This window comes from Micromonospora sp. AMSO1212t, assembly GCF_008868145.1.
In the GTDB taxonomy this organism is placed as follows: domain Bacteria; phylum Actinomycetota; class Actinomycetes; order Mycobacteriales; family Micromonosporaceae; genus Micromonospora; species Micromonospora tulbaghiae.
On the sequence record NZ_WBKS01000045.1, the window covers coordinates 1 to 22,892 of the forward strand.

Annotated in this window: 23 protein-coding genes; 15 read left to right on the plus strand and 8 right to left on the minus strand. The window is 74.5% G+C overall.

The genetic code is table 11. The annotated features are described in order from the left end of the window. Positions 1 to 137: 137 nt before the first annotated feature. The 14 genes from F8279_RS14230 (at position 138) to F8279_RS14300 (ending at position 13,805) form a co-directional block, all read left to right on the plus strand. Entirely contained in the window at positions 138 to 482 is a 345-nt protein-coding gene (locus F8279_RS14230; RefSeq protein ID WP_091417656.1) for a hypothetical protein, read from the plus strand. A 13-nt stretch (positions 483 to 495) separates the two neighbouring features. Then, positions 496 to 1,104, plus strand: a complete 609-nt coding sequence (locus tag F8279_RS14235; RefSeq protein ID WP_151500178.1) for a glycine zipper family protein — start codon at positions 496 to 498, stop codon at positions 1,102 to 1,104. Further along, complete coding sequence (locus F8279_RS14240) at positions 1,101 to 1,781, plus strand: carboxypeptidase-like regulatory domain-containing protein (protein ID WP_151500179.1); 681 nt, start codon at positions 1,101 to 1,103, stop codon at positions 1,779 to 1,781. The genes F8279_RS14235 and F8279_RS14240 overlap by 4 nt, the downstream gene beginning before the upstream one ends. Before the next feature lie 17 nt (positions 1,782 to 1,798). Beyond that, positions 1,799 to 3,118, plus strand: a complete 1,320-nt coding sequence (locus F8279_RS14245; RefSeq protein ID WP_151500180.1) for a phage tail sheath subtilisin-like domain-containing protein — start codon at positions 1,799 to 1,801, stop codon at positions 3,116 to 3,118. Position 3,119: 1 nt separating this feature from the next. Continuing rightward, positions 3,120 to 3,602 (plus strand): phage tail protein, encoded by a 483-nt coding sequence (locus F8279_RS14250; protein WP_013286679.1) that lies wholly within the window; start codon positions 3,120 to 3,122, stop codon positions 3,600 to 3,602. A 1,494-nt stretch (positions 3,603 to 5,096) separates the two neighbouring features. Next, complete coding sequence (locus F8279_RS14260) at positions 5,097 to 5,855, plus strand: hypothetical protein (protein ID WP_151500182.1); 759 nt, start codon at positions 5,097 to 5,099, stop codon at positions 5,853 to 5,855. Positions 5,856 to 5,904: 49 nt separating this feature from the next. Next, complete coding sequence (locus F8279_RS14265) at positions 5,905 to 7,476, plus strand: phage baseplate assembly protein V (protein ID WP_151500183.1); 1,572 nt, start codon at positions 5,905 to 5,907, stop codon at positions 7,474 to 7,476. Continuing rightward, entirely contained in the window at positions 7,476 to 7,814 is a 339-nt protein-coding gene (locus F8279_RS14270) for a hypothetical protein (protein ID WP_151500184.1), read from the plus strand. Before F8279_RS14265 ends, F8279_RS14270 begins: the two co-directional genes overlap by 1 nt. Continuing rightward, on the plus strand, positions 7,811 to 8,275 hold the full coding sequence (locus F8279_RS14275) for a GPW/gp25 family protein (RefSeq protein ID WP_091417634.1): 465 nt from the start codon (positions 7,811 to 7,813) through the stop codon (positions 8,273 to 8,275). Before F8279_RS14270 ends, F8279_RS14275 begins: the two co-directional genes overlap by 4 nt. Further along, positions 8,272 to 10,932 carry a putative baseplate assembly protein gene (locus tag F8279_RS14280; RefSeq protein WP_151500185.1) on the plus strand — a complete coding sequence of 887 codons (2,661 nt, stop codon included), beginning with the start codon at positions 8,272 to 8,274 and terminating at the stop codon, positions 10,930 to 10,932. The genes F8279_RS14275 and F8279_RS14280 overlap by 4 nt, the downstream gene beginning before the upstream one ends. Beyond that, on the plus strand, positions 10,913 to 11,632 hold the full coding sequence (locus F8279_RS14285) for a phage tail protein (protein WP_151500186.1): 720 nt from the start codon (positions 10,913 to 10,915) through the stop codon (positions 11,630 to 11,632). The genes F8279_RS14280 and F8279_RS14285 overlap by 20 nt, the downstream gene beginning before the upstream one ends. After that, positions 11,629 to 12,549, plus strand: a complete 921-nt coding sequence (locus F8279_RS14290; protein ID WP_151500187.1) for a hypothetical protein — start codon at positions 11,629 to 11,631, stop codon at positions 12,547 to 12,549. Before F8279_RS14285 ends, F8279_RS14290 begins: the two co-directional genes overlap by 4 nt. Further along, complete coding sequence (locus F8279_RS14295) at positions 12,546 to 13,022, plus strand: hypothetical protein (RefSeq protein ID WP_151500188.1); 477 nt, start codon at positions 12,546 to 12,548, stop codon at positions 13,020 to 13,022. Before F8279_RS14290 ends, F8279_RS14295 begins: the two co-directional genes overlap by 4 nt. 18 nt (positions 13,023 to 13,040) lie before the next feature. Beyond that, positions 13,041 to 13,805, plus strand: coding sequence for a hypothetical protein (locus F8279_RS14300; protein WP_151500189.1), 765 nt, complete (start codon positions 13,041 to 13,043; stop codon positions 13,803 to 13,805). Here the strand turns inward: F8279_RS14300 and F8279_RS14305 are convergent. The 8 genes from F8279_RS14305 to F8279_RS14340 form a co-directional block, all read right to left on the minus strand. After that, a complete protein-coding gene (locus F8279_RS14305) occupies positions 13,798 to 14,412 on the minus strand; it encodes a bifunctional 4-hydroxy-2-oxoglutarate aldolase/2-dehydro-3-deoxy-phosphogluconate aldolase (protein ID WP_151500190.1) in 615 nt (204 codons plus the stop codon). The genes F8279_RS14300 and F8279_RS14305 overlap by 8 nt on opposite strands. Next, the gene (locus tag F8279_RS14310; protein ID WP_151500191.1) at positions 14,409 to 15,380 is read right to left on the minus strand and encodes a sugar kinase; all 972 of its coding nucleotides are present in this window, start codon (positions 15,378 to 15,380) and stop codon (positions 14,409 to 14,411) included. Before F8279_RS14310 ends, F8279_RS14305 begins: the two co-directional genes overlap by 4 nt. 55 nt (positions 15,381 to 15,435) lie before the next feature. Continuing rightward, positions 15,436 to 16,329, minus strand: coding sequence for a PmoA family protein (locus F8279_RS14315; RefSeq protein WP_151500192.1), 894 nt, complete (start codon positions 16,327 to 16,329; stop codon positions 15,436 to 15,438). Then, a complete protein-coding gene (locus F8279_RS14320) occupies positions 16,326 to 16,970 on the minus strand; it encodes a hypothetical protein (protein WP_151500193.1) in 645 nt (214 codons plus the stop codon). Before F8279_RS14320 ends, F8279_RS14315 begins: the two co-directional genes overlap by 4 nt. Further along, positions 16,967 to 17,836 (minus strand): carbohydrate ABC transporter permease, encoded by an 870-nt coding sequence (locus F8279_RS14325; RefSeq protein ID WP_091417604.1) that lies wholly within the window; start codon positions 17,834 to 17,836, stop codon positions 16,967 to 16,969. The genes F8279_RS14320 and F8279_RS14325 overlap by 4 nt, the downstream gene beginning before the upstream one ends. Then, entirely contained in the window at positions 17,833 to 18,813 is a 981-nt protein-coding gene (locus tag F8279_RS14330; protein WP_091417601.1) for a carbohydrate ABC transporter permease, read from the minus strand. Before F8279_RS14330 ends, F8279_RS14325 begins: the two co-directional genes overlap by 4 nt. Positions 18,814 to 18,833: 20 nt before the next feature. Continuing rightward, entirely contained in the window at positions 18,834 to 20,177 is a 1,344-nt protein-coding gene (locus F8279_RS14335; protein WP_151500194.1) for an ABC transporter substrate-binding protein, read from the minus strand. Positions 20,178 to 20,274: 97 nt separating this feature from the next. Beyond that, positions 20,275 to 21,321 carry a LacI family DNA-binding transcriptional regulator gene (locus F8279_RS14340; protein ID WP_151500195.1) on the minus strand — a complete coding sequence of 349 codons (1,047 nt, stop codon included), beginning with the start codon at positions 21,319 to 21,321 and terminating at the stop codon, positions 20,275 to 20,277. 240 nt (positions 21,322 to 21,561) lie between these two features. On the opposite strand from F8279_RS14340, the gene F8279_RS14345 reads away from it, so the two are divergent. Continuing rightward, on the plus strand, positions 21,562 to 22,890 hold the full coding sequence (locus F8279_RS14345) for a Gfo/Idh/MocA family protein (protein ID WP_151500196.1): 1,329 nt from the start codon (positions 21,562 to 21,564) through the stop codon (positions 22,888 to 22,890). The last annotated feature ends 2 nt before the right edge of the window (positions 22,891 to 22,892 follow it).

The window sequence follows — 22,892 nt, forward strand, 5'->3', positions numbered from 1 at the left end:
GGACCCACCGACCACCGACGGCGCCCGCGCCGGCGGCCCACGAGCACACCGGGCGGAACCTGGACTCAGTGACCCGGACTCCGCCGCACCATCCCACCCCGACCGCACCACCGCACCGTGACAAGAGGGGGATCGCCGTGAACGATCTCTTCACCTGGGCCGCCCTGGGCAGCCTCACCGGCGCCAGCGCCGCCACCCTGCTCGCCACCAACGTCATCGGCGGGCTGATCGGCCCGAGCGGCGACAAGGCGCGCAAGTGGATCGCGCTGGGCTTCGCGCTCCTGCTGTCGTACCTGACCGCCGCGTTCGCCACCGACGCCGGCCCGGAGAAGTGGGTCATCGCGTTCTTCAACGGGCTGGTGATCTTCTCCGCCGCGCTCGGCGTCAACCAACTCCCCCCTGGTAACCGGCAGGCGACGCAGGCGTCGCCGACCCAGCTCGCCCAGGGGCACGAGCCCCGCTTCGTCCGCTCCTGGGTCTGAGAGAGGTGACCCCATGATCTTCGGCATCCTCAGCGCGGCCCTCCAGGTCGTCTTCGGCGCCGTCCTCGGGCAACTCGCCGCCGGCACCGTCGGCCTGCTGGTCGGCGCGGTCGTCGGCCTGCTCCTCGGCGCGCCCTTCGGCTGGGCGTCCGCGTCCGCCGGCACGTACGGCGCCGACCCGAAGGGGATCTTCCTCTTCGTGGTCGACCACACCTGGAGCCTGCTCAACACGTTCGCCGGGGCGTTGTTCCTGGCCCTGCACCTGGTCTTCGGCCACCAGCTCGACCGGATCGTCTCGGCCGGCAGCGGCCGGGTCAACGTGGTCGAGGGCGTCTCCCCCCGGTACGCGACCACGATCGGTACGGTCTGCGCCGGGTCCAGCCCCAGCATCCAGCGGCACGAGGACGTACACGTGTTCCAGGCCCGGCTGCTCGGCCCGTTCTACCTGCCGCTGGTGGCGCTCAACTACGTGCTGTTCACCGTCGCCCCGGTGTGGCTGCTCTGGCACGACCACACCAACGCGCCGATCAACCGGTTCACCCGCTACTTCGAGATCGGCGTCTACCCGCACGTCTGGAACGAGGCCATCGCGTACCGGATCCAGGGGACGCCACCGCGATGACCGGCGCGATCGAGGCGGCCGTCGCGGACGTCGCGAGCTGGCTGGCCGGGGCGGCGGGTGAACCCGTACCGGTCGGTCCGCCGCGCGACGACCCCGACGGCGGCCTCACGGTCTGGCCGCTGGAGCTACGGCCGGCCCGGCAGACCGCGACCGGCGGCGCGGTCCGCGAGCCGTACCGGTTCGTGGTCCGCCTGCTGGTCGCGGGCGGCGGGCCGGCGGCGCTGCCGGCGCTGGACCGGGTGCTCGCCGCCGCCACGACGGCGGGCCGGCCGGAGCTGGTGCTGGCCGCCGGCGACCCGGCGCTGTGGCGGGCGCCCGGCGTGGCGCCCCGGCCCGCGCTGCTGTTGGACGCGCCCGCCCGGGTGGAGCGGCCGGTCCCGGTCGCGCCGCCGGTACGGCAGCCGCTGCGGCTGCGGCAGCTCGGCATGCGCACGCTCGACGGGCGGGTGGTCGGGCCGCAGGACCAGCCGCTCGCCGCCGTCCGGGTGGAGCTGGTGGGCACCGCCCAGGCCACCGAGACCGACGCCGCTGGCCGGTTCCGGCTGGCCGGCGTGCCGCACGACCCCGACGCGCCGGACTCCCCGGTGCGGATCCGGCTGATCGGCGCGGGGCGCGTCCACACCGCCGAACTCGATCCGGAGGGCGACCACCTGATCGTCGTCCGCGCCCCCGACTGACGTCCCGAGGAGGACCGATGCCCACCTACTTCTCCCCCGGCATCTACGTCGAGGAGGTGCCCAGCGGGGCCCGCCCGATCGGGCCGGTCGGCATGAGCACCGCCGCGTTCGTCGGGGTCGCGCCCGACCGCGCCGCCCACGTCGGCGAGGCGCTGGCGGTGAACAGCTGGACCGAGTTCCTGCGGCTGTACGCCGACGGCGAGCACCTGGAGAGCACCCCGCTGGCCCGCGCCGTGTTCGGCTTCCTGGACAACGGCGGCACCCGCTGCTGGGTGGTCAACGTCGGTGAGGGCGGCCAGCTCACCGGCACCGGCGGCCGGCGCGACGGTCTGCAACTGCTGGAGGCGATCGACGAGATCTCCATCCTGGCCGCGCCCGGCTACCACGACCCGGTCTCGCACGAGGCCCTGATCAGCATGGCCGAGCGGCTGCGCACCATGGTGGCGATCTGCGACCCGCCGCCGGAGGTCACCGACGTCTCCCGGCTCACCCGCGTCGCCACCCCCGGCAAGCCGGCCAGGTCCGCCTCGTCCGGGTCGGCCGGGTCCGCCGCCTCGTCCGGGTCGGCCGGGTCCGCCGCCTCGTCCGGGTCGGCCGGGTCCGCCGCGTCGGCCGACAAGCCCGCCGAGGGTACGCCGGGCGACGGCGACGGCGAGCCGCCCGGCACCGGCGGCGACCGGCCCCGGCAGTCGGACTTCGCCACCTTCTACTTCCCGTGGATCCGGGTCCGCGACCCGCTCAGCGGCGAGCTCGTGCTCACCCCGCCGAGCGGGCACGTCGCCGGCATCTGGGCCCGCACCGACGCGCTGCGCGGCGTGCACAAGGCACCCGCGAACGAGCCGGTACGCGGCGCGGTCGACCTCGCGTACCGGGTGACCCGGCCCGAGCACGACGTGCTCAACCCCAAGGGCGTCAACGTGATCCGCTTCTTCGCCGGGGAGGGCATCCGGCTGTGGGGCGCCCGTACGCTCGCCGCCGAGGCCAGCGAGTGGCGCTACCTGAACGTGCGCAGGCTGTCCATCTCCATCGAGCAGGCCATCGCGGGCGGCACCCGCTGGATGGTGTTCGAGCCCAACGACTTCACGCTGTGGCGCTCGATCCGCCGCGACATCGGGGCGTTCCTCACCCGGGTGTGGCGCGACAGCGCGCTGCTCGGCCGTACGCCCGAGGAGGCGTTCTTCGTCAAGTGCGACGAGGAGACCAACCCGGCCGACGTACGCGACGCCGGAATGGTGGTGGCGCACATCGGCATCGCGGTGGTCAAGCCCGCGGAGTTCGTGGTGTTCAAGCTGAGCCAGTGGGCCGGCGGCACCGAGACCGAGACGATCGGAGGCTGACATGCCCACCACTGCGACGCCGCAGCCGGGAGCACCCGTCGACCCGTACCGGGCGTACCACTTCAAGCTGCTGATCAACGGCATCACCAACGGGCACTTCACCGAGGTCAGCGGCTTCGAGGTGGCGATACCGGCGCTGTCGTACCGGGAGGCGGGCAACGAGCGCATCCGGGCCGTCCCCGGCCAGGTCGAGTACGCCCCGGTCACCCTCCACTTCGGCCTGACCAGCTCGCGGGAGCTGTGGGACTGGGTGAACGCGGCGGCGAAAGGCACCGTCAACCGGCGCAACGTGTCGGTGGTGCTGCTGGACCCGGCCGGCACCGCCGAGGTGCTGCGCTGGAACATGATCAACGCCTGGCCGACCCGGTGGCGGGGCGCGCACCTGAACACGCTGTCGCAGGAGATCGCCATCGAGGCGCTGACCCTGGCGTACGAGGGCCTGGAGCTGGAGGCCGGCGGTGCCGCCGCCCCGGCGACCGCGTGACCGGCTGGCCCGCGCGTTGCGGGCCACCGCCGACCGGTTGTCCACACCGGGTTCGCCGGACGCACCGGGCTCGCCGGACGACGTTCCGCGCCCTCCCGGTCAGCCGCCCGAGCACTGGCGGCGCCTGGTGGCGACGCACGCGCCGGGCCTCCTGCGCGACCTTGCCCCGCCCACGTCCCCCGTCAAGCACAAACCTCTCACCGACTCGGCCGCGAGCGGCAGCCCGGGCCAGACGCCGGTGCCACGGAGCCGGACGGGCCGACGTGCGGTGGAGCGGTTGTGGCGAGGCTGGAAGGCGCTGCTGGCCGGCCGCTTCGGCACGTCCCGTTCCCGACCGCGCTCCCCCCACGAGGCCGATCCCGGTGCGCCGTCGAGATCTTGGTACGAAAGGGCCCCCATAGGGGCCGATTCCTACCAAGATCTTCCGCAGGTCCTGGAAGGCGGGACGGGCATCTCGGGAGTTGAGAAGCCTGGGCCCTTGAGGCGGCTCGCACGCGGTGCGGCCCTGCCGCGGCCGGGAGCGGCGGTCACGCGGGCAGGTGGCGGGGAGGGCGTGGCGGGGTCGGAGACCGCTCCGGCGACAGTGGGCGCTCGATGCCGCTCGGGCGACGCGGTGCGGCCGGACGACGCCACGTCACGTGAGGGCGCTCCGGTTTGCGGATGCGTAGCGTCAAACGGTCCGGCCGGTTCGGCGAGATCGGCGTGCATCGCCGATGGATCCGGGTCGTGGGACGTACTCGGCACATCAGGCATCCGCAGCACACCGGCCACAGGCACCGGTGCCGCAACCACAGAGACCGCCGGCACCAGACGGACGACAGAGGCCGGGACCGGCACGCCCACCGGCGCTGACAGGCGCACGGGCCCGAGCGGCAGCCGCGACACGATCGGATCGCAGGGCCGCGCCACGTCCGGCGACTCGGCCTCGCCGTCCACCCCTGAACGGTGGCCCGGCCCCAGCGCGGCTCGGGTGGATGCGCTCCGGAACCTCGCGCAGGTCCGCCGAAGCCGGGCACGGCACCGGGATGACGCGGCTGAGGCCGGCCTGTCGCCCGATCACGGGGACGTGCTCCCGCTCGTCTTCGCGGCTGCGCCACCGTCGTTACCGCATGGACCGGCCGCAGGCGCCAGGGGCGGTCGAACCGGATCGGCGCATGGTCGCGGCGGGACCGAGGGTGGATACGTCGACCACCACCCGGGGCGGGCCACGGGTTCGCCGTACCCGGACGACCCGGCACCCGGCGGCGAGTCCCGGGCGCGACAGGGGCAGCGACCCGCACGGCCCACGCCCGGCAGCCCGTGGCCGGCGCTGCCGGACGACGCCGGCCCGACCCGGACGACGAACCCGGTCGGCGCGGGCCGGGCGACCGACGGCAGCACACACGCGGATCCGTGGCCGGCACTACCGGGCGAACCGGCGTGGTGGACCCCGGCGACGCGGGACACCCCGTGGAGTGACACGGCCCGGCTGGACCGGGAACAGGCGGGTGACTGATGGAGCGCGTCGCCTTCCTCGTGGACGAGTCCGGCACCCGGGTCGACTGCCTGCTCAACCCGGAGACCGTGCAGGTGACCCGGCTGGCCGGGGTACGCCCGCGCGGCGGACCGGACGGGCCGCTCACCGGCGCCGGGCTCGCCGACGATCCGCTCGTCTTCACCGGCGGCGGGCGTACCGAACTGGCCCTCGATCTGCTGTTCGACGTCGACTTCGTGGAGTCCCCGGCCCGGCCCGAGGACGTCCGCGCGCTCACCCGGCCGCTGTGGATGCTCGCCGAGAACTCGGCGGTAGAGCACGGCTGGCTGCGCCCGCCGCTGGTGCGCCTGGTCTGGGGCAAGACCTGGAACGTCCCCGGCGTGATCACGGCCATCGCGGAACGCTTCGACGCGTTCACCCTCACCGGTACGCCCCGGCGGTCCTGGCTGCGGTTGAGGCTGGTCCGCGTCGCGGAGGGAGCGGAGGCGGCGCGCGCCGGGTTCGAGGAGGAACTGGCCGCGGCGAGCACACCCGCTGTCGCGCCCGGGTCGGCGGTGGTCGCCGCCGCGGACGGCGCGGCCGAGCCGGGCTGGTCCGGGGTGCGCTTCGACCTGCTCGCCCACGACGCGCTGGGCTCGCCGCTGCGCTGGCGGCTGCTCGCCGAACACAACCGGATCACCGACCCGCTCACCGTGCCGGCCGGCACCGCGCTCGCAGTGCCCCCGGCCGGCGCCCTCACGTCCCCGCCGGATGCCGTCACCACCGGAGGCACGCCGTGACCCGCCACGCGACCAGCCCGGCGCGGCGAGCGGCCGTCGGGAGCACGCCGTGAACCGGGCCGCCGTGGTGACAGTCGACGGACGGCCGCTGGCCGACCCGGCCCGGCTGCGCGGCATCCGCGTCGCCGCCCGCCTGGACCGGCCGGCGCAGTGCGAGCTGACGCTCACCGCCGCGCCCGGCGCGGGCCCTCTCGACCCCCCGGTACGCCCCGGCGCCGCCCTCGACGTACGCCTCGACGGGCAGCCGGAGGCGCTGTTCACCGGCGAGGTGACAGCCGTCGTGCGGGAGTACGCCGGTGACGGCGTCGCGCTGGCCCGGATCCGGGCGTACGACCCGCTGCACAGGCTGCGCAAGCGGCAGGAGCTGCGCGTGTTCGAGTCGGTGACGGCCGCCGAGCTGGCCGGCGAGCTGTGCGCCGGGCTGGGGTTGAGTGTGGATGCCGAGGACGACGGGCCGCGCCTGGACCGGCTGCTCCAGCACCGGCACACCGACCTGGACCTGCTGTGCGACGTGGCCGGGCGGGCCGGGCTGCACCTGGGCGTCGACGGTGACCGGTTGCGGCTGTTCACGCTGGACGGGTACGGGGAGCCGCTGCCGTTGACGCTCGGCGAGACGGTGCACGCGTTGCGGGTCACCGAGAACCTGGACCGGGCGGGCGCGGAGTGCGCCGTGCTCGGCTGGCATCCGCAACGCGCCGAGCCGCTGGGCCAGCGGGCGGACGAGGCGCGCAGCGGGCGGCGGATCCCGCTGCGCCCGGACCCGGGCGACGTCGGCGCGGACGGTGTCCGTACGGCTGTCGACCAGCCGGGGCGCAGCGACGACGAGCTGGCCGCGCTGGCCCAGGCCGGGCTGGACGCCCGGGTGGCGGCACTCGTCACCGCCGAGGGCACCGCGGAGGGCGACCCGGCGCTGCGGCCGGGCCGGCGCATCGCCCTCGCCGGCGTCCCGGAGCCGGTCGCCGGGGTGTACGTGCTCACCGAGGTGGTGCACACCGTGGACGCGGACGGGCACCTGACCCGGTTCTCCACGGCGCCGCCCGGCCCGCCGCCGTCGGCCGCGCCCCCGCCGGCCACTGTCACGCTCGGCACCGTCACCGACATCGACGACCCGGACGGGCTGGGGCGGGCCCGGGTGACGCTCCCGGCGTACGGCGATCTGGACGCCGGCTGGCTCGCGGTGCTCTGCCCGGGCGCGGGCCGGGGCAAGGGGATCGTCGCGCTGCCCGACCCGGACGACACCGTGCTGGTGGCGCTGCCCGGCGGCGAACCGGCCTCGGGTGTGGTGCTCGGTTCGCTGTTCGGCGCGGTCGAGCCGTACGACCCGGGGATCGTCTCCGGCCGGTCCCGCCGCTGGTCGATGCGGACCGGCACCGGGCAGTCGATCGTGATCGACGACGACGGGCGGACGCTGCGGCTGGCCACCGACGCGGGCAGCTTCGTCGAGCTGCGTCCCGAGCTGACCACCGTGCACGCGGCAGGTGACCTGGTGCTCTCCGCGCCCGGCCGGGCCGTCGTGGTGCGCGGCCGCACCGTCGACTTCCTGCACGCCCCGGCGGCCGAGGACGCGGAGACCGCCGCCGCGCAGGCCCGTACGCTCGCCCGTTCCGCCGGAGGTGGCTGATGCGCTGGATCCACCGCGACTCGCTGATCACCTGCGGTCACGACGGGCGGGTGCGCAACCGCCCGTCGCAGGACTGGGTCACCGTCCGGGGCGTGCCGGTGCTGGTGCGGCCCGACCCGGAGGGGCGCGACATCACCGCCTGCCCCAACTACGGACCGACGATCAAACCGTGCCTGCACACGCTGACCGTCACTGTGGGTTACAGCACGTGGGTGCGGGTGGACCGGCAGCCGGTGGTGCTGTCGCACCTGGACGGCCTCACCGACGGCACGCCGCCGGGCACCGTGCACCACCAGGTCCGCGACGTGCGGCAGGGTTTCCTGGGGGCGGACTCATGAGGGCCTTCCGCTTCGTCGGCGCCGGCTTCGACGCCGGCCGCGCCGGTGGTCTCGCGCTCACCGCGGCCGGCGGGCTCGCCATGACCGACGGCGACGAGACGGTACGCCAGGCGCTGTACCTGCTGCTGTCCACCACGCCCGGGGAGCGGCTGATGCGTCCCGGGTACGGATCGCGGCTGCACCGGCTGGTCTTCGCGCCCAACGACGACACCACCGCCGGGCTGGCGATCCACTACGTGCGGCAGGCGATCCGGCGCTGGGAGCCCCGGATCGAGGTGCTGGACGTGGACGCCGGCCCCGACCCGGACGACCCGTGGCGCCTGGCGATCCGGCTGGACTACCGGGTCCGGGCCAGCCTCTCCCCCGGCCACCTGGTGTTCTCCGTCGACCTGCTCCCCGCCGACGACGAACCCGGCGACTCCGAACCCGGCGACACCCCTGACGAGGAGGGCACGCCATGACGCTGCCGGTGCCGCACCTGGACGACCGCGCCTTCCTCGACCTGGTCACCGAGGCGCGGGAACGCATCGCCCGGTCCTGCCCGGACTGGACCGACCTGTCCGCGCACGACCCGGGCATGGCGCTGCTGGAGGCGTTCGCCTACCTGACCGAGGTGATGATCTACCGGCTGAACCAGTTGCCGGAGAAGGCGTACGTCGCGTTCCTGAACCTGCTCGGCGTCACCCGGCACCCACCGGCGGCGGCCTGGGCGGACGTGCGCCTGACCCGCACCGGCCCGGACCGCGGCCCGGTGCGGGTGCCGGCCGGCACCCGCGTCGCCGCGGCCCGCGGCGCGGACCCCCGGCCGGTCGTCTTCGTGACCACCGAACCGGCGGTGCTGCCCGTCGGGGAGACCACTGCGACGGTACGCGTGCACCACTGCGAGCCGGTCGAGGCGGAGCTGCTGGGCACCGGCACCGGGCAGCCCGGTCAGGTGTTCCGGGCCGCCCGCGCGCCGCTGACGCGTACCACCGAGGCGCTGGACCTGCTGCTCGGCGTGGAGGTGCCGGCCGGCTCGGTGGAGCTGGGCGCGGCGGCCCGCGAGCACGAGGGCCGCACCTACGAGATCTGGCGGCCGGTGCACAGCTTCGCCGGTGTCGGCCCGCAGGCGAAGGTCTACCTGGTGGACCGGGCCTCCGGTGTGGTCACGTTCGCCCCGGCGCTGGATCTGCGCCCGGTCCCGGCCGACGGGACCGGGCCGGACGCCGGGACCGGGCCCGGGGGCGCCCCGGCCGTCGAGGGGGCGGTCGGGGCGACCACAGTGGCGGCGGTGCCGCCGGCCGGGCGGCAGGTGCGCCTCTGGTACCGCTGTGGCGGCGGGCCGGCCGGCAACGTGGCCGCCGGTGTGCTGACCAGCCTGCGCGACCCGCTGCCCGGGGTGAAGGCGGACAATCCGGAGCCGGCCACCGGTGGGCGGGAACTGGAGTCGCTGGAGTCGGTGCTGGCGCGCGGGCCGTACGAGTTCTTCGCCCAGCAGCGCGCGGTCACCGCCCGGGACTTCGAGATCCTCGCCACCGGCTCCGGGGCGGTGGCGCGGGCGCGGGCGTTCACCCGGGCCGCCGTCTACAGCTTCGCCCGGCCCGGCGAGGTCGAGGTGGTGCTGGTGCCGTACGTGCCGGAGGCGGCCCGTCCCGGCGGGCGGCTGCCGGTGGCGGTGCTGCGCGAGCACGAGGTGGAGGAGGCCCGCCGCCGCGTCGAGGCCGACCTGGAGCGGCGCCGCGCCCTCGGTACGGCGGTACGCGCGGGGTGGGCGCGCTACAAGGCGGTGTCCATCCAGGCGCGGGTGGTGGTGCGCCGCGAGGAGGACGTGGACGCGGTGCGCCGCCGCATCCACGACCGGCTGCACCAGACGCTGAGCCCGCTGCCCACGCCGCTGAACCCGGCCGGCTGGGCGTTCGGCGAGCCGCTGCGCGCCTCCAACGTCTACCGGATGCTGGAACACGCCGAGCCGGGCGTGCGCTACGTCGAGTCGGTGCGGTTCGTGGTCGACGAGGCGCCGGACGCACAGGTACGCACCGTGGCGGTGGACCAGTACCAGGCCGACACCTGGTACGCCGGCGGCGGCCCGGTGCTGTTCCGTTCCACCAACGCCGGCGCGGGCTGGGAACCGGCGGGCCGGTTCGACGACGAGACGGTGGTCCGGGTGGTCCCCGCACCCGCCCCGGTACGCCCCGGCGTGGTGCCCCGGGCCGGTTCGGTGGCGGTGGTGACCACCCGCGACGCCGGCGGTTCCCGGGTCCGGCTGAGCACCGACCTCGGCGAGACGTGGACGCTGCTGACCGACCTCGACTCCGGCGTACGCGACCTGGCCTGGATCGACCGCGACGGCACCGGCGCGTTGCTGCTGGCGACCGACGCCGGCCTGTACGAGGTGCCGCTGCTGCCCGGCGCGGTGCCGTTGCAGATCCTGGTCGACCCGGCCGACGCCGACCGGGGCTTCTACGCGGTGCGCTCGTTCGTCTCCGAGCGCGGCGCGCCCGGCGTGGCGGTGGCCGCACAGGCCGGATTCGGGGTGTACCTGTCCACCGCGGCCGGGCGGCCCGGCACGTTCGCCCACGTCGGCCTCGCCAACGTGGACAACCGGGTGCTCGCCGTGCAGTACGACGGCCCGGCCACGCTGCTGTGGTGCGGCGCGGGCGAGCCGGACCCGAAGAAGCCCGGCCAGGGTTGCCACCGCACCCGGCTGTTCGAGTCGGACGTGAAGTGGCAGTCGATGGCGTCCGGCTGGATCGGCGGCACCTGCCGGGACCTGACGTTCAGCGGCCCGCTCGCACTCGCCGCAACGCAGAGCGGCGGCGTGGTCCGGCTGGACACGCTCGCCGGGCAGCCGCAATGGTCGCCGGTGATGGTCAACTGCGGCCTGCCGCTGCGGGACCGGACCCGGTTCGTCCCGGTCGACGCCATCGCCGCCACCGCGCCCACCGGCACGTCCGGCGCCGGGCGGCTGGTGCTGGCCGGCGGCGAACGCGGCGTGTTCCGCAGCGGCGACGGCGAGGACTGGACGCCCAGCGCCAACCAGGCCACCGCCGACGTGGTCACCGTCCCCGGCACCTGGCTGCTCTGCTCCGGCGAGCACGACATCGAGGTGGTGCGGCAGGATGCGCCGAGCGGCGATTGAGCGGCTGCTGCCCGCCGCGTACCAGCGGGCCGCCGGCCCGGGCAGCGTGCTGGGCGCGCTGCTGGACGTGATGGAGGCGCTGCACGCCCCGGACGAGGCGGTGCTCGCCGACGTCGACGCGCTGTTCGGGCCGTACCGGACGCCGGACGGATTCGTGGCCTACCTGACCCGCTGGGTGGCGATGGACCACGTGGTCGCCGCGCCGCGCGCCGACGCGCCGCTGCCGTTGCCGGTGGGCCGGCTGCGGGACCTCGTCGCGCACGGCGCGCTGCTGGCCCGGTGGCGCGGCACCCCGTACGGGATGCGGACCGCGCTGGAGCTGGCCACCGGCGTGACCGGGTTCGTGCTGGACGAGCCGCCCGAGCGGCCGTTCCACCTGGTGGTGCGCGTGCCACCGGCGGCCGCCGACCGGCTCGCGCTGGTCACCCGCATCGTCGAGGCGGAGAAACCGGCGGCGGTCACCGTCGAGGTCGTCGCCGGGGACCCGGCCGACCCGCCCTCCGACCCGCCCGCCGACCCGACGCCGCCCGGAACCGGCCCGCCCACAGCAGGCCCGCCGGACCCGGGCCCTCCGCACACGCAAGCGCCGCCCGAGCCGGACGATGCCGAGCCCGCCGCCGGCGTGGCGACGGTGCGCGCGGTCGGCCGGGCGCACGTACCCGCACCCCTGCCCCACGATCCGCCCGAGGAGCCGTCATGACCACCGAATGGACAGTCGTCGCCGCCGCCGGACAGTTCACAGTGGGCGCCCGCAACGCCGGTGAGCTGACGTTCACCGTGTCGAACCCGGGCACCGCGCCGGACACCGTCGTCTTCGACGTCGCGCCCGGCGAGGGCAGCCAACGGGCCTGGTTCACGGTGGCCGAGCCGCAGCGCGTGGTGCCCGGGCAGGGGTCGGTGTCGTTCCTGGTCCGGCTCGCCGTACCGCCCGGCACGCCGCCCCGGCGCTACGACATGACCGGCTTCGCGTACTCGGCGAACACCGCACCGGAGGAGAGTTCCCGATCCAGCGGCCGGGTCACGTACGACGTGCGGGCCGTCGTACCTCCGAAGCGCGCGCCGTGGCCGTGGATCGCGGCCGCCGCGGCGCTGGTGCTGGTCGTGGCCGGGGTGGTGGCCTGGCTGGTGACCCGCGGCCCGGACACCCCGGCCCCACCCCAGGCGAATGCGGTGACCGTGGAGGCGGAGACGCTCGTCTCCGGCGCCGCGGTGCAGTCCACCACCGGCGCGAAGGCGGAGGTGGTGGCGCAGGAGAACTGCTGCGACGTGGTGTGGTCCGGCGACGCGCAGCTGTTCTTCCTGGGCCGGGGCGTGGGCGACCGGGTGACGGTGCGGGTGGACGTGCCGTCCGACGGCACCTGGCGGTTCTCCACAGTGCGCACCACGTCGTTCGACTACGCGAACACCATCTGGCTGGTCGACGGCCGGCAGGTCGGCGACACGTTCTTCGGGTTCAGCCCGACAGTGGTCCGCACCGACGAGGTGGACGTGGGCACCGTGGAGCTGACCCGCGGGCCGCACAAGCTGACGCTCGTGGCGGTGAGCAAGACCCAGGGCACCGACAGGTACTTCGCCGGGGTGGACGAGATCCGCTTCACGCCCGTCGTCCGCCCATGAGTGGGCGGCAGAAGGTGCTGCTGGTGGCGGTGGCCGTGCTGCTGGTGGCGCTGTACGTGGTGGCGGTGGCCGGGCGCCGCGACGACCCGGGTGACCCGGCGGCCGGGCCGGGGGCGCTGGCCCGGCTGGGGCGCGGGACCGGGACGGTGGACCCGGCGACAGTGGCGGTGACGTGCCTGCCGCCGGCCGCCGATCCGGCCACCACCGCCGACGGGGTGACGCTCGCGTTCGGCACCGCGTGCCGGCTGCGGGTGGCCGACCCGGGAGCGCTGCGCACGCTGGTGCTGCGCGGTACGACGCCGTTCCAGGTGACCGCCCCCGCGCCCGGCGACGCGGACGTCACAGTCACCGACGAGGTCGCGCCCGACGCGGACGACCCGGCGGTGGCGAAGGTGGCTGTGGACCGGGAGACCGAGGTGCTCCTGCGCTGCCCGGGAGGTGGCGGATGTTCGGTCACGCTGGCCCGGTCCTGACCGGGACGGAGACGCGGCATGGGTGAGTTGCGCAAGCCGATCCTGCTGCTGGCCCTGCTCGCGGTGGCGCTCGTGGTCGGCGTGGAGCTGGGCGCGGCGGCGCTGACCGGCGGCGGGGACGCGAGCGGCCCGCTGCGGGACAGCGCCGGTCAGCTCGGCGTCGAGCTGGGCGACGTCGGCGCGGTGTCCGAACCGTCCGGTCGAGGCATCGGCTACCTGGCGCTGATCGACGTGGTGGCGCTCTGGACGACCGGGCTGTTCTGCCTGAGCCTGGTGCTGCCGGACCGGGTACAGGGCCGGGTGCAGGGCGTGGCCACGCTCGTCTTCTCGATCGTGCTGCTGCTGGTGTCGCTGGTCCTGCTGATCGTCGCGTTCGTCGAGCTGACAGTGATGGTGTCGCTGTTCCTGGCCCCGCCGTTCGGCACGCTGGCGTACCTCGCGGTGTGGGGGTTCTTCCCGGTCGACGACGCGGCGGTGCTGCTCGGGCTGGCGTTGCTGCTCAAACTGGTCTGGGCCGGCTTGCTGCTCGCCGCCCAGCCCCGGTTCCTGCGCAACAAAGGGCTGGTGCTGCTGGCGCTGACCACACTGCTGTGCACTGTGGTGTTGCAGTTCCTGCACGGCCTGGTGCCGGTGATCCTGGTCAGCATCCTCGACGACCTGGGCGCCGTGGTGTTCGCCGTGGTGGCGTTGATCTGGGCGCTGGTGCTGCTGATCGGGTCGATCCCGGCGATCGTGAAGGCGGTCCGGACCACCGCCACCACGTCCGGCCGTACGGTCAGGTGACCGGGCCGCCGGCCGCGAGCGTGGCCAGGCGCGGCAGCTGCGCCGGGTCGGTGAGCGCCGACCCGACCGCCACCACGCGCGCCCCGGCCGCGAGGAAGTCGGCCGCGTTCCCGGCGTCGACGCCACCGGTGGCTACGAACCGCGCCTCCGGCAGCGGCCCGGCGACCGCGCGGAACCACGCCGGGCCGAGGCTGACCGCCGGGAACGCCTTGAGCCACACCAGGCCGTGGTCGAGTGCCCGCTGCGCCTCGGTCGGGGTGGCCACGCCGGGCAGATGCGGCACGCCGAGACCGGCGGCCGCGTCGGCCACCGCCAAATCCAGGCCCGGCGCCACGGTGAACGCCGCCCCGGCGGCCACCGCCTGACCGACCTGCGCCGGGGTACGCACAGTGCCCGCACCCACGACGCGGTCCCGCCGCCGCCCGGCCGTCACGGCGGCGCGCAGCGCCGGCACCGCTTCCGGGGTACGGATGGGCACCTCCACCACGTCTATGCCGAGATCCCAGGCCAGCTCCGCCAGCCGGACGGTCTCACCGGGCGGCAGGTCGCGCAGGATCACCATCACCCGCGCGTCGCCGAACAGGGCCTCGAAGTCGTGTCCGCTCATCTCCCGCTCCCTCCCCTGACGTGCGCGGTCCACATCGTCTCAGGCAACGCCAGCGCCAGGGCGATCGTCTCCGAATCCGGCGGCGGGGCGGTGTCGCCCGGCACGGCCAGCACCGGCGCGGCGGTCAGGTGCCCCAGCCGCAGGCAGGCTCGCAGGTCGAGGCCGCGAAGCAGCCCGGAGAGGAACCCGGCAGCGAACGCGTCCCCCGCGCCGACCGGCTCCACCACGTCCACCGGCAACGCCGGCACGAACACCGCCGGCCCGGTACGCGGCAGCGCCGTCGCGCCGACCGAACCGTCCTTGACCACCACCAGCTCCGGGCCGGGCAGCAGCGCACGAACGGCGGCCGGATCGTCCGCCGACCAGAGCACCGCCGCCTCGTCCAGCCCGACCAGCACCACGTCGGCGCGGTCGGCCAGGTCACGCAGGACCGGGCCGGCCCGGTCGGCGGGCCAGAGCGCCGGGCGGTGGTTCACGTCGAGGCTGACCCGGGCGCCGGGCAGCGCCCGCCCGTCCAGCGCTGATACGAGCAGGTCACGGCAGGCGCCGGAGAGCGCGGCGGTGATGCCGGACAGGTGCAGCAGGCGTGCCCCGGCCAGCCCGGGACGCGCGAGGTCGGCGGCGCCGAGGCGGCTCGCGGCCGACCCGGCGCGGTGGTAGTGCACGCGGGTGCCGTCCGGCCCCGGATCCTTCAGGTAGAGCCCGGTCGGCGCGTCCGGATCCACGGTGACCAGGCTGACGTCCACGCCAGCGGCGGCGACCTCGGCCACCACCCGCCGCCCGGACGGGTCGTCGCCGACCCGGCTGACCCACGCCGCGCGGTGTCCGAGCCGGGCCAGCCCGGCCGCCACGTTGGACTCCGCGCCGCCCACGCCGACCGTCAGCCGCGCGGCGTGCTCCAGCGACCCGCCGTCGTCAGGGGCGAGCACCACCATCGTCTCGCCCACGCAGACCACCTCCGGACTCACGGCATCACCCTCGTCCGCGACCGCAGGGCTCGCAACACCGGCTCACTCCGCGCGCTCACGGGCCAGCCCCCTCGACTCGGGCCGCGATGTCGGCCGGGTCGAGGTGGCCGTCGGCGACGAGCACCCGGTGCCGGTTGTGCCGGGGCCGCCCGGCCGCGACCACGGCCGGGCGATCGAACGCGTACGCGGCGCAGACGCCCGGGTACATCGCGGTGCGCACGAACCACCTGTCGCCCGGCCCGAGACCGGCGAACACCAGCGTGTACGCGCCGCCGCCGGGTGCTGAGGCGGACAGAGCGAGCCAGGGCGCGGTCGACCCGTTCACCGCCTCCTCGCCTTCCGCCTCGGCGGTGCGCACCAGCGGTTCCCCGTCGGCCGCCGCCCGCCAGAAGAAGCCGCCGTACCCGGCGCCGCCCGGGCGGCCGTTCGTGGCCGGGCTGCCCAGGTGCACGTCCGCACCGGTGGCGGCGGTGAGCGTCGCCGACAGGTCCAGCCACCAGGCGTCCTCCCCGGCCGGGGAGGCGGTGATCCGCCGGTGCTCGCGCAGCAGCACCCGGCCGTGCCGGTCCCGCCACTCCAGGTCGTGGTCGAGCCGGTCGGCGGACCGCTCCCGCCAGCCGGTGTGCGCGATCACGCCGTGGTCGTCGCGCCAGGTGTAGCCGGTGCCGCGCACGTACGTACGGCCGCCCCACAGGTTGACGCCGTCCACGTCCTGCACGGCCAGTGACGCGCCGAGGTGCCAGACGTGGTCGGCCGGGAGCGCGTCGGTGACCGGGGTGCCGGCCCGGGTCCGCACCGGATGCAGGTACGGCCGAGGGCCGTGGCGCGGGTCGAGGTCCGGCCGGACCAGGTACCGGGCCACCTCGACACCGCCCACGACCAGCCGGGGTTCGGTGTCGGTCCCGGCAGGGCTCGACTCGGCAGCGGGGGAACGGGGTTCGGCGGTCACGACGGGTCCGGGGCGGGGACCGGACGGCGCGCATCGAGCGCGTGCAGCGCCGCCAGGGCGTACCCGCCGAGGATCGGCACCGCGACCGGCGTGACCAGCACGCCCAGCAGCACGGCGAGCGCGCAGATGCCGGAGGCGGCGGCCCACACACCGGGCCGCTCCGGGCAGGAACGCGCGACTCGCCGGGCCGCCACCCGCCACCCCCGGCCGCCGGTGCGCCCGACGGCGACGGCGACCAGGCCCGCGTACCCGAGCAGGACCGCCACCACGACGGCGGTGAACGCGAGCGCGGGCCCGCCGCCGGGCACCCGGCCGGTGGCGAGCGCGGCCAGGTCGGCGGCGAGCAGCGCGGCGGCGGCCAGCACGACGGCGCTGACCGCGAGCCCGGCGGGCAGCGCGCGGCCGAACCGACGCAGGCTGGTCCGGGCCTCGGGCCAGGAACCGCTGATCGACCGGTCGTGCAGTGCGGCACTGGCGGTGGCGAGCGCCGGGGCGAGCGTGAGCACCGGCAGCGCGGCGAGCGCCACGGCGAAGCCGAGCAGCGCCAGGTCGGTCGCCTCGCGCAGCGTGTCCCGCCAGTCGGCACGGGCCGGCACGGGGTGGGCGGGTACGACGTCGGTGGAGGCGGACACGGCGGTCATCCCTTCAGCCCGCTGGTGTTGATGCCCTCGACGAGCATCCGCTGGAAGGCCAGGAAGAACAGGAACACCGGCAGCAGGGACAGCACCGACATGGCGAACATCGGGCCGACGGCGCTCTGGCTGGTCGAGTCGATGAACAGGGTCAGCGCCACCGGGACGGTGTAGTCCTCCAGGCTGGACAGGAACACCAGCTGCCGGAAGAAGTCGTTCCAGGTCCAGATGAACGAGAAGATCGCCGTGGTGACCAGCGCCGGACGGCTCAGCGGCAGGATGACGTGCCGGAACACGCCGTACGGGGACGCGCCGTCGATGGTGGCCGCCTCGTCCAGCTCGCGCGGGATGCCGCGCATGAACTGCACCATCAGGAAGACGAAGAACGCCTCGGTGGCCAGGAACTGCGGCACCAGCAGCGGCAGGTACGGCCAGTCGCCGCCGACCAGGCCGAGGCTGCGGAACAGGATGTACTGCGGCACGATCAGCACGTGCCCGGGTAGCAGCAGCGTGCCGATCATGACGGCGAACCAGAGCTTGCGCAGCCGGAACCGCAGCCGGCCCAGGGCGTACGCGGCGAGCAGGCAGGACAGCGCGTTGCCGACGACGGTGAGCCCGCTGACCAGCGCGCTGTTGAGGAAGAACCGGCCGAAGCTGATGTCGAAGTTGGTCCAGCCGTCGAGGTAGTTGCCGGGGGTGAACCGTTCCGGCAGCAGGCCGACGTTGTTGGCGATCTCGGCCTGCGACTTGACCGAGGTGCCGAGCATCCAGAACAGCGGGTAGAGCACCACCGCGACGATCGCCACGAGCACGACGAGCCGCAGGACGTTCCGGCCGCCGCCCGGCCGGCGGCGGGCGACAGGAAGCGCCGTCATGAGTCGTCTCCGTCCGAGTAGTGCACCCAGAACCGGCCGGTGCTGAAGAAGACGGCGGTGACCACGCCGATCGCCACCAGGAACACCCACGCCATCGCCGACGCGTAGCCCATCTCCAGGTCGGTGAAGCCGGAGATGTAGAGCTTCAGCGTGTACATGAGGGTGGAGTCGACCGGGCCGCCGGTGCCGTTGCTGAGCACGAACGCCGCGGTGAAGCCCTGGAAGCCGTTGATGGTCTCCAGCACCAGGTTGAAGAAGATCACCGGGGAGAGCATGGGAAGGGTGACCGCGCGGAAGCGCCGCCACGCCCCTGCGCCGTCCACCGCCGCGGCCTCGTACAGCTCGGTGGGCACCTGCTTGAGCCCGGCCAGGAAGATCACCATGGGCGCGCCGAACTGCCAGATCGCCAGCACCATCAGTGTCTCCAGCGCCCAGTCCGGGTCGCTGACCCAGGGCAGCCCCTCGACGCCGAACAGGGCGAGGAACGAGTTGAACGCGCCGTCCCGGTTGAACATGTTGACCCAGACGATCGCCAGCGCGACGCTGCCGCCGAGCAGCGACGGCAGATAGAAAAGGCTGCGGAACAGCCCGACACCGCGCCAGGCCCGGTTGAGCAGCAGCGCCACTCCGAGCGCGGCGGCCAGCTTCAGCGGTACGGCGATCAGCGCGAACGTCAGCGTGACCCGGACCGCGTGCCAGTACGACGGGTCGGCGGTGAACATCCGCTCGTAGTTGGCCAGCCCCACCCACCGCACCTCGGACAGCGGCGTGAGGATGTCGTAGTCGGTGAAGCTCAGCCAGAGCGACAGCAGCATCGGGATCGCCGTGACGCCCATCAGTCCGATGAGCCAGGGCGAGAGGAAGACGTACCCCGCCAGACCCTCGCCGAGCCGGGCCCGGCCGGCCCCGCGCCGCGTGGGGCGGGGGCCGGCCGGTCCGGTGCGCGGGGTCCGGCCGGGCGCCGTGGTGAGAGCCACGGGACCGGTCCTTTCGTGGGTCAGGCGATCGCGGCTTTGCAGGCGGTGACGAACTGCTCGGCTGCCTGGGCCGGGGTGGCGCGGCCGTACTGGGCGTTCTCGGCGGCCTTGGTCAGCTCGGATTTGACCTTGCTGTGTCCCTTGATCGGCACCTGGGGCGAGGCGCCGAACTTCTGCGCCAGCTCGGCCTCGACCTGGATGGACTGCTTCATGGCCGGGTCGGTGGCGGTCTCGCTGACCTTCGCTCGGAGATCCATGTTGGACGGCAGACCGCGGTCGGTGCCGAGCAGCGCCACCGCCTCCGGGTCGTTGTTCAGGAAGTTGATCACGTCGACGGCGACGTCCTTGTGCTTGCTGCCCTTGAACACCGACCAGTACATCGAGGCCCGCGCCCACTGGGCGCTCGGGTCACCCGGGTACGCGACCACGCCCAGCTCGTCCTTGGTGTTCTTCTTCAGGTCCGGCATCTGGTTGACCCAGACCCAGGAGGTGGCCGATTTGCCGGTGACCACGAGCTGCTTGGTGATGTCGCTGGAGTTGCCCTCGTGGATGACATCCGGCGTCGGGGTGGCGCCGGCGTCCCGCGCGCCCTTCCACAGCTCGAACCACTTCGTCACGTCCTCGGTGGTGAAGCCGAGCTCCTTGCCCTTGTACAGGTCCTTGCCCTGCTGGCGCAGCCACACCCAGAGCGCCTTGTAGTCGGCGCTCGGGTCCTGGGTGCCGGGCACCTTCGTCTTCTTCGCCACCTGCTCGGCCCAGGCGATGTGTTCCTCCCAGCTCATCCCGGTGGTCGGCTCGGGCAGCCCGTTCTTCTGCAGCAGCGTCTTGTTGTAGACGAGCCCCTGGGTGTTCTCCCCGGCGGCCACCCCGGCGAGCTTGCCGTCCACCACGCCGTACTCCAGCAGGCTCTTGGGGAACTTCGACACGTCGAGCTTGCCGGAGTCGCGGTAGCTGCCCAGGTCGAGCGTGGTGCTGCGGCCGGCGTACTCGGCCAGGTAGTTGTCGTCGATCTGGAACAGGTCGGGCGGGTTGCCGCCGGCGGTCAGCGTGGCGAGCTTGTCGAAGTAGCCCTGGTTGGCCTGCCAGGTCTTCTCGAACGTCACCTCGGGGTGCTTCTTGGTGTAGAGGGCCAGGGCGTCCTCGGTGAGCTTGGCCCGGGCCTCACCGCCCCACCAGAAGACGGACAGTTTGACCGGGCCGCCGTCGCCGCCGGCGGAGTCGTCGCCGCAGCCGGCCGCGCCCAGGGCGAGCGGCACGGCGAGCGCGACGGCGGCCAGGCCGCGCACGAGTCGGCGTCGGGTCAGGGGGGTACGGTGATCCCGCCCGGCGGGTGCGCCGGCGGTGGGGGACGTTGCGGGGTGCATCTGCGCTCACTCCTCGGCTGTGGGAGGCGACGACGTCACCGGCGGCCGTCCACGGGCCGCCCGGGTCCGCAGTGCTGTGCGGGCCCGGGCCACCTGCTCAGGCTCCGGTGCCGTCCCGGCCGGGCGCGGGGACGGGCCCGGTCGAGTCGCGGACGACCAGTTCGGTCTGGAGCATTACCTGTGCGGTGGTGCGACGGTCGCCGGTCGCCGCGCCCCGGCCCCGGGCGCCGCGCGGCGCGTCGGAGTCCAGTTGCAGCAGCATGTCGACGGCCGTCCGGCCGGCGGCCGCGGTCGGCGTGGCCACCGTCGTCAACTTGGGGCGGGTGAGCCGGCTCAGCGCGATGTCGTCGACGCCGACGACGCTCACGTCGTGCGGCACCCGCGACCCGAGCGCGTCCAGCCCTTCGATCAGGCCGATCGCCATCAGGTCGTTGTAGGCGAGCACGGCGGTGACGCCGCTGCGGCGTACCTGTTCGGCCAGGGCGCTGCCGCCGGTCTCGGTGGGCTGGTTGGGTCCGAGGACTGTCAGCTCCGCTCCCCCGCCCCGGGCGGCGGCGGTCGCGGCGCGGCGCATCTCCCGGGCGGTCCAGGAGCCGCGCGGGCCGCCGAGCAGCGCGATCCGGCGGTGACCGAGCCCGAGCAGATGCTCGATCGCGGCCCGGGCGCCCTGCCCGACGTCCATCATCACGCAGGGCAGGCCGGCGACCTGGCGGTTTATCACCACCACCGGGACCTCGCGGCTGACCTGCTCGATCAGGCTGTTGCTCATCCGAGGGCTGCACAGCAGCACGCCGTCGACCTGCTTGGCCATGGCGTGGACCAGGTCCTCCTCGGCGACCGGATCCTCGTTGGTGTCGGCCACGAACACGTGGTAGTCGCGGTGCCGGGCCTGCCCCTCCGCCGCCTTGATCAGCGGCGGGAAGAACGGGTTGGCGATGTCGGCCACGATCAGGCCGATGTTGTGCGTACGGCCGGTGATGAGGGCCCGGGCGGCCCGGTTGGGCCGGTAACCGAGGTCCTCCGCGCAGGCCAGCACCCGGACCCGGGTCTCCGGGTTGACCAGGTGCGGGGCCGAGAACGTACGGGACACGGTGGAGATGTGCACACCGGAGGCGCGGGCGACGTCCCGGATGGTGGCTGGCACGGCGGGCTCCTCGTCCGATGTGGTGGGGGTCACGGGTGCCGCCCATTAATGCAAACGGTTGCGCCCGTGTCAATGGTCCATTGTTGCGGCTCGATTTCCGGGTCGCACCCAGCGGGCGCGCGAAAGCGCATCAATATGGATGGATAGGGCGGCTTGGGCGGCAACCGTTGACGACACATCCATCATCATGGTTTCTTCGGCTGCAAACCTTTGCAACCGACTGGCGGGGAGGCCGACGTCATGTCACCACCGGCCCGGGAACGGGTCCGCCACGCCCTGGTGGGTGCCGGGGCACGCGCCGAGATGTTCGTCCGCGCGCTCGCGCTCGACCACGCCGACACCGCCGAGCTGGTCGCATTCGCCGACGTCAACCAGAGGAGGATGGAGGCGCACAACCGCTGGCTGGCCGAGCTGGGCCGGCCGCCGGTGCCGACGTACGCAGCCGGTGACTTCACCGCCATGCTCGCCAAGGAGCGCGTCGACGTGGTGCTGGTGACCAGCGTGGACGCCACCCACGACGAGTACGTGACGGCGGCGCTGCGAGCCGGCTGCGACGTGGTCGTGGAGAAACCGATGACAGTCGACGCCGATCGCTGCCGCCGCATCCTCGACGCGGTCGCCGCGACCGGCCGGCGCGTGACAGTCGCGTTCAACTACCGCTACAACCCGCTGCACGAGCAGGTCCGGCGGCTGCTCGCCGACGGCGCGGTGGATGAGATCGGGTCGGTGCACTTCGAGTGGCTGCTCGACGTGCGCCACGGCGCCGACTACTTCCGCCGCTGGCACCGCGACAAGTCCGTCTCCGGCGGCCTGCTGGTGCACAAGTCCGGCCACCACTTCGACCTGGTCAACTGGTGGCTCGACGCCCGCCCGGTCGAGGTGCACGCGTACGGCCGGTTGTTCTTCTACGGCGCGGACGGCCGCCGGCACGGCTACGCCCGCGACTACGACCGGGCGCACGGCTCCCCCGCCGCCGACGGCGACCCGTTCGCGCTGCGCCTGGCCGACCACCCGCGACTGCGCGAGCTGTACCTCGACGCCGAGGCCGAGGACGGCTACCACCGCGACCGCAACGTCTTCGCCCCCGGCGTGACCATCGAGGACGACCTCGCCCTGCTGGCCCGCTACGACACCGGCGCGACCATGACCTACCACCTAACCGCGTACGCCCCCTGGGAGGGCTACCGGGTGATGGTCAACGGCAGCCGGGGCCGCCTCGAACTGGAGGTGACCGAGAGCGACCACGTCAGCCCGGCCGTCGCCGGCGCGCTCAAGGGCGCGGCGCTGCACGGCGACGAGGCCGCCGTCGAGCAGGGCGCGGCCCGGCTCACGTTGCGCCCGTTCTGGGCGCCGCCGGTCCAGATCCCGGTCGACGGCTGGACCCGGCGCGGGCACGGCGGCGCGGACGCCCGGATGACCCGGGTGCTGCTCGGCGGCGAACCCGACCCGCTCGGCCGGGCCGCCACCGCCCGGGACGGCGCGCTCGCCCTGCTCACCGGCCTGGCCGCCAACCGCTCGCTGGAGACCGGCGCGCCCGTCCGGGTCGCCGACCTGCTCACCCTGCCCTGACC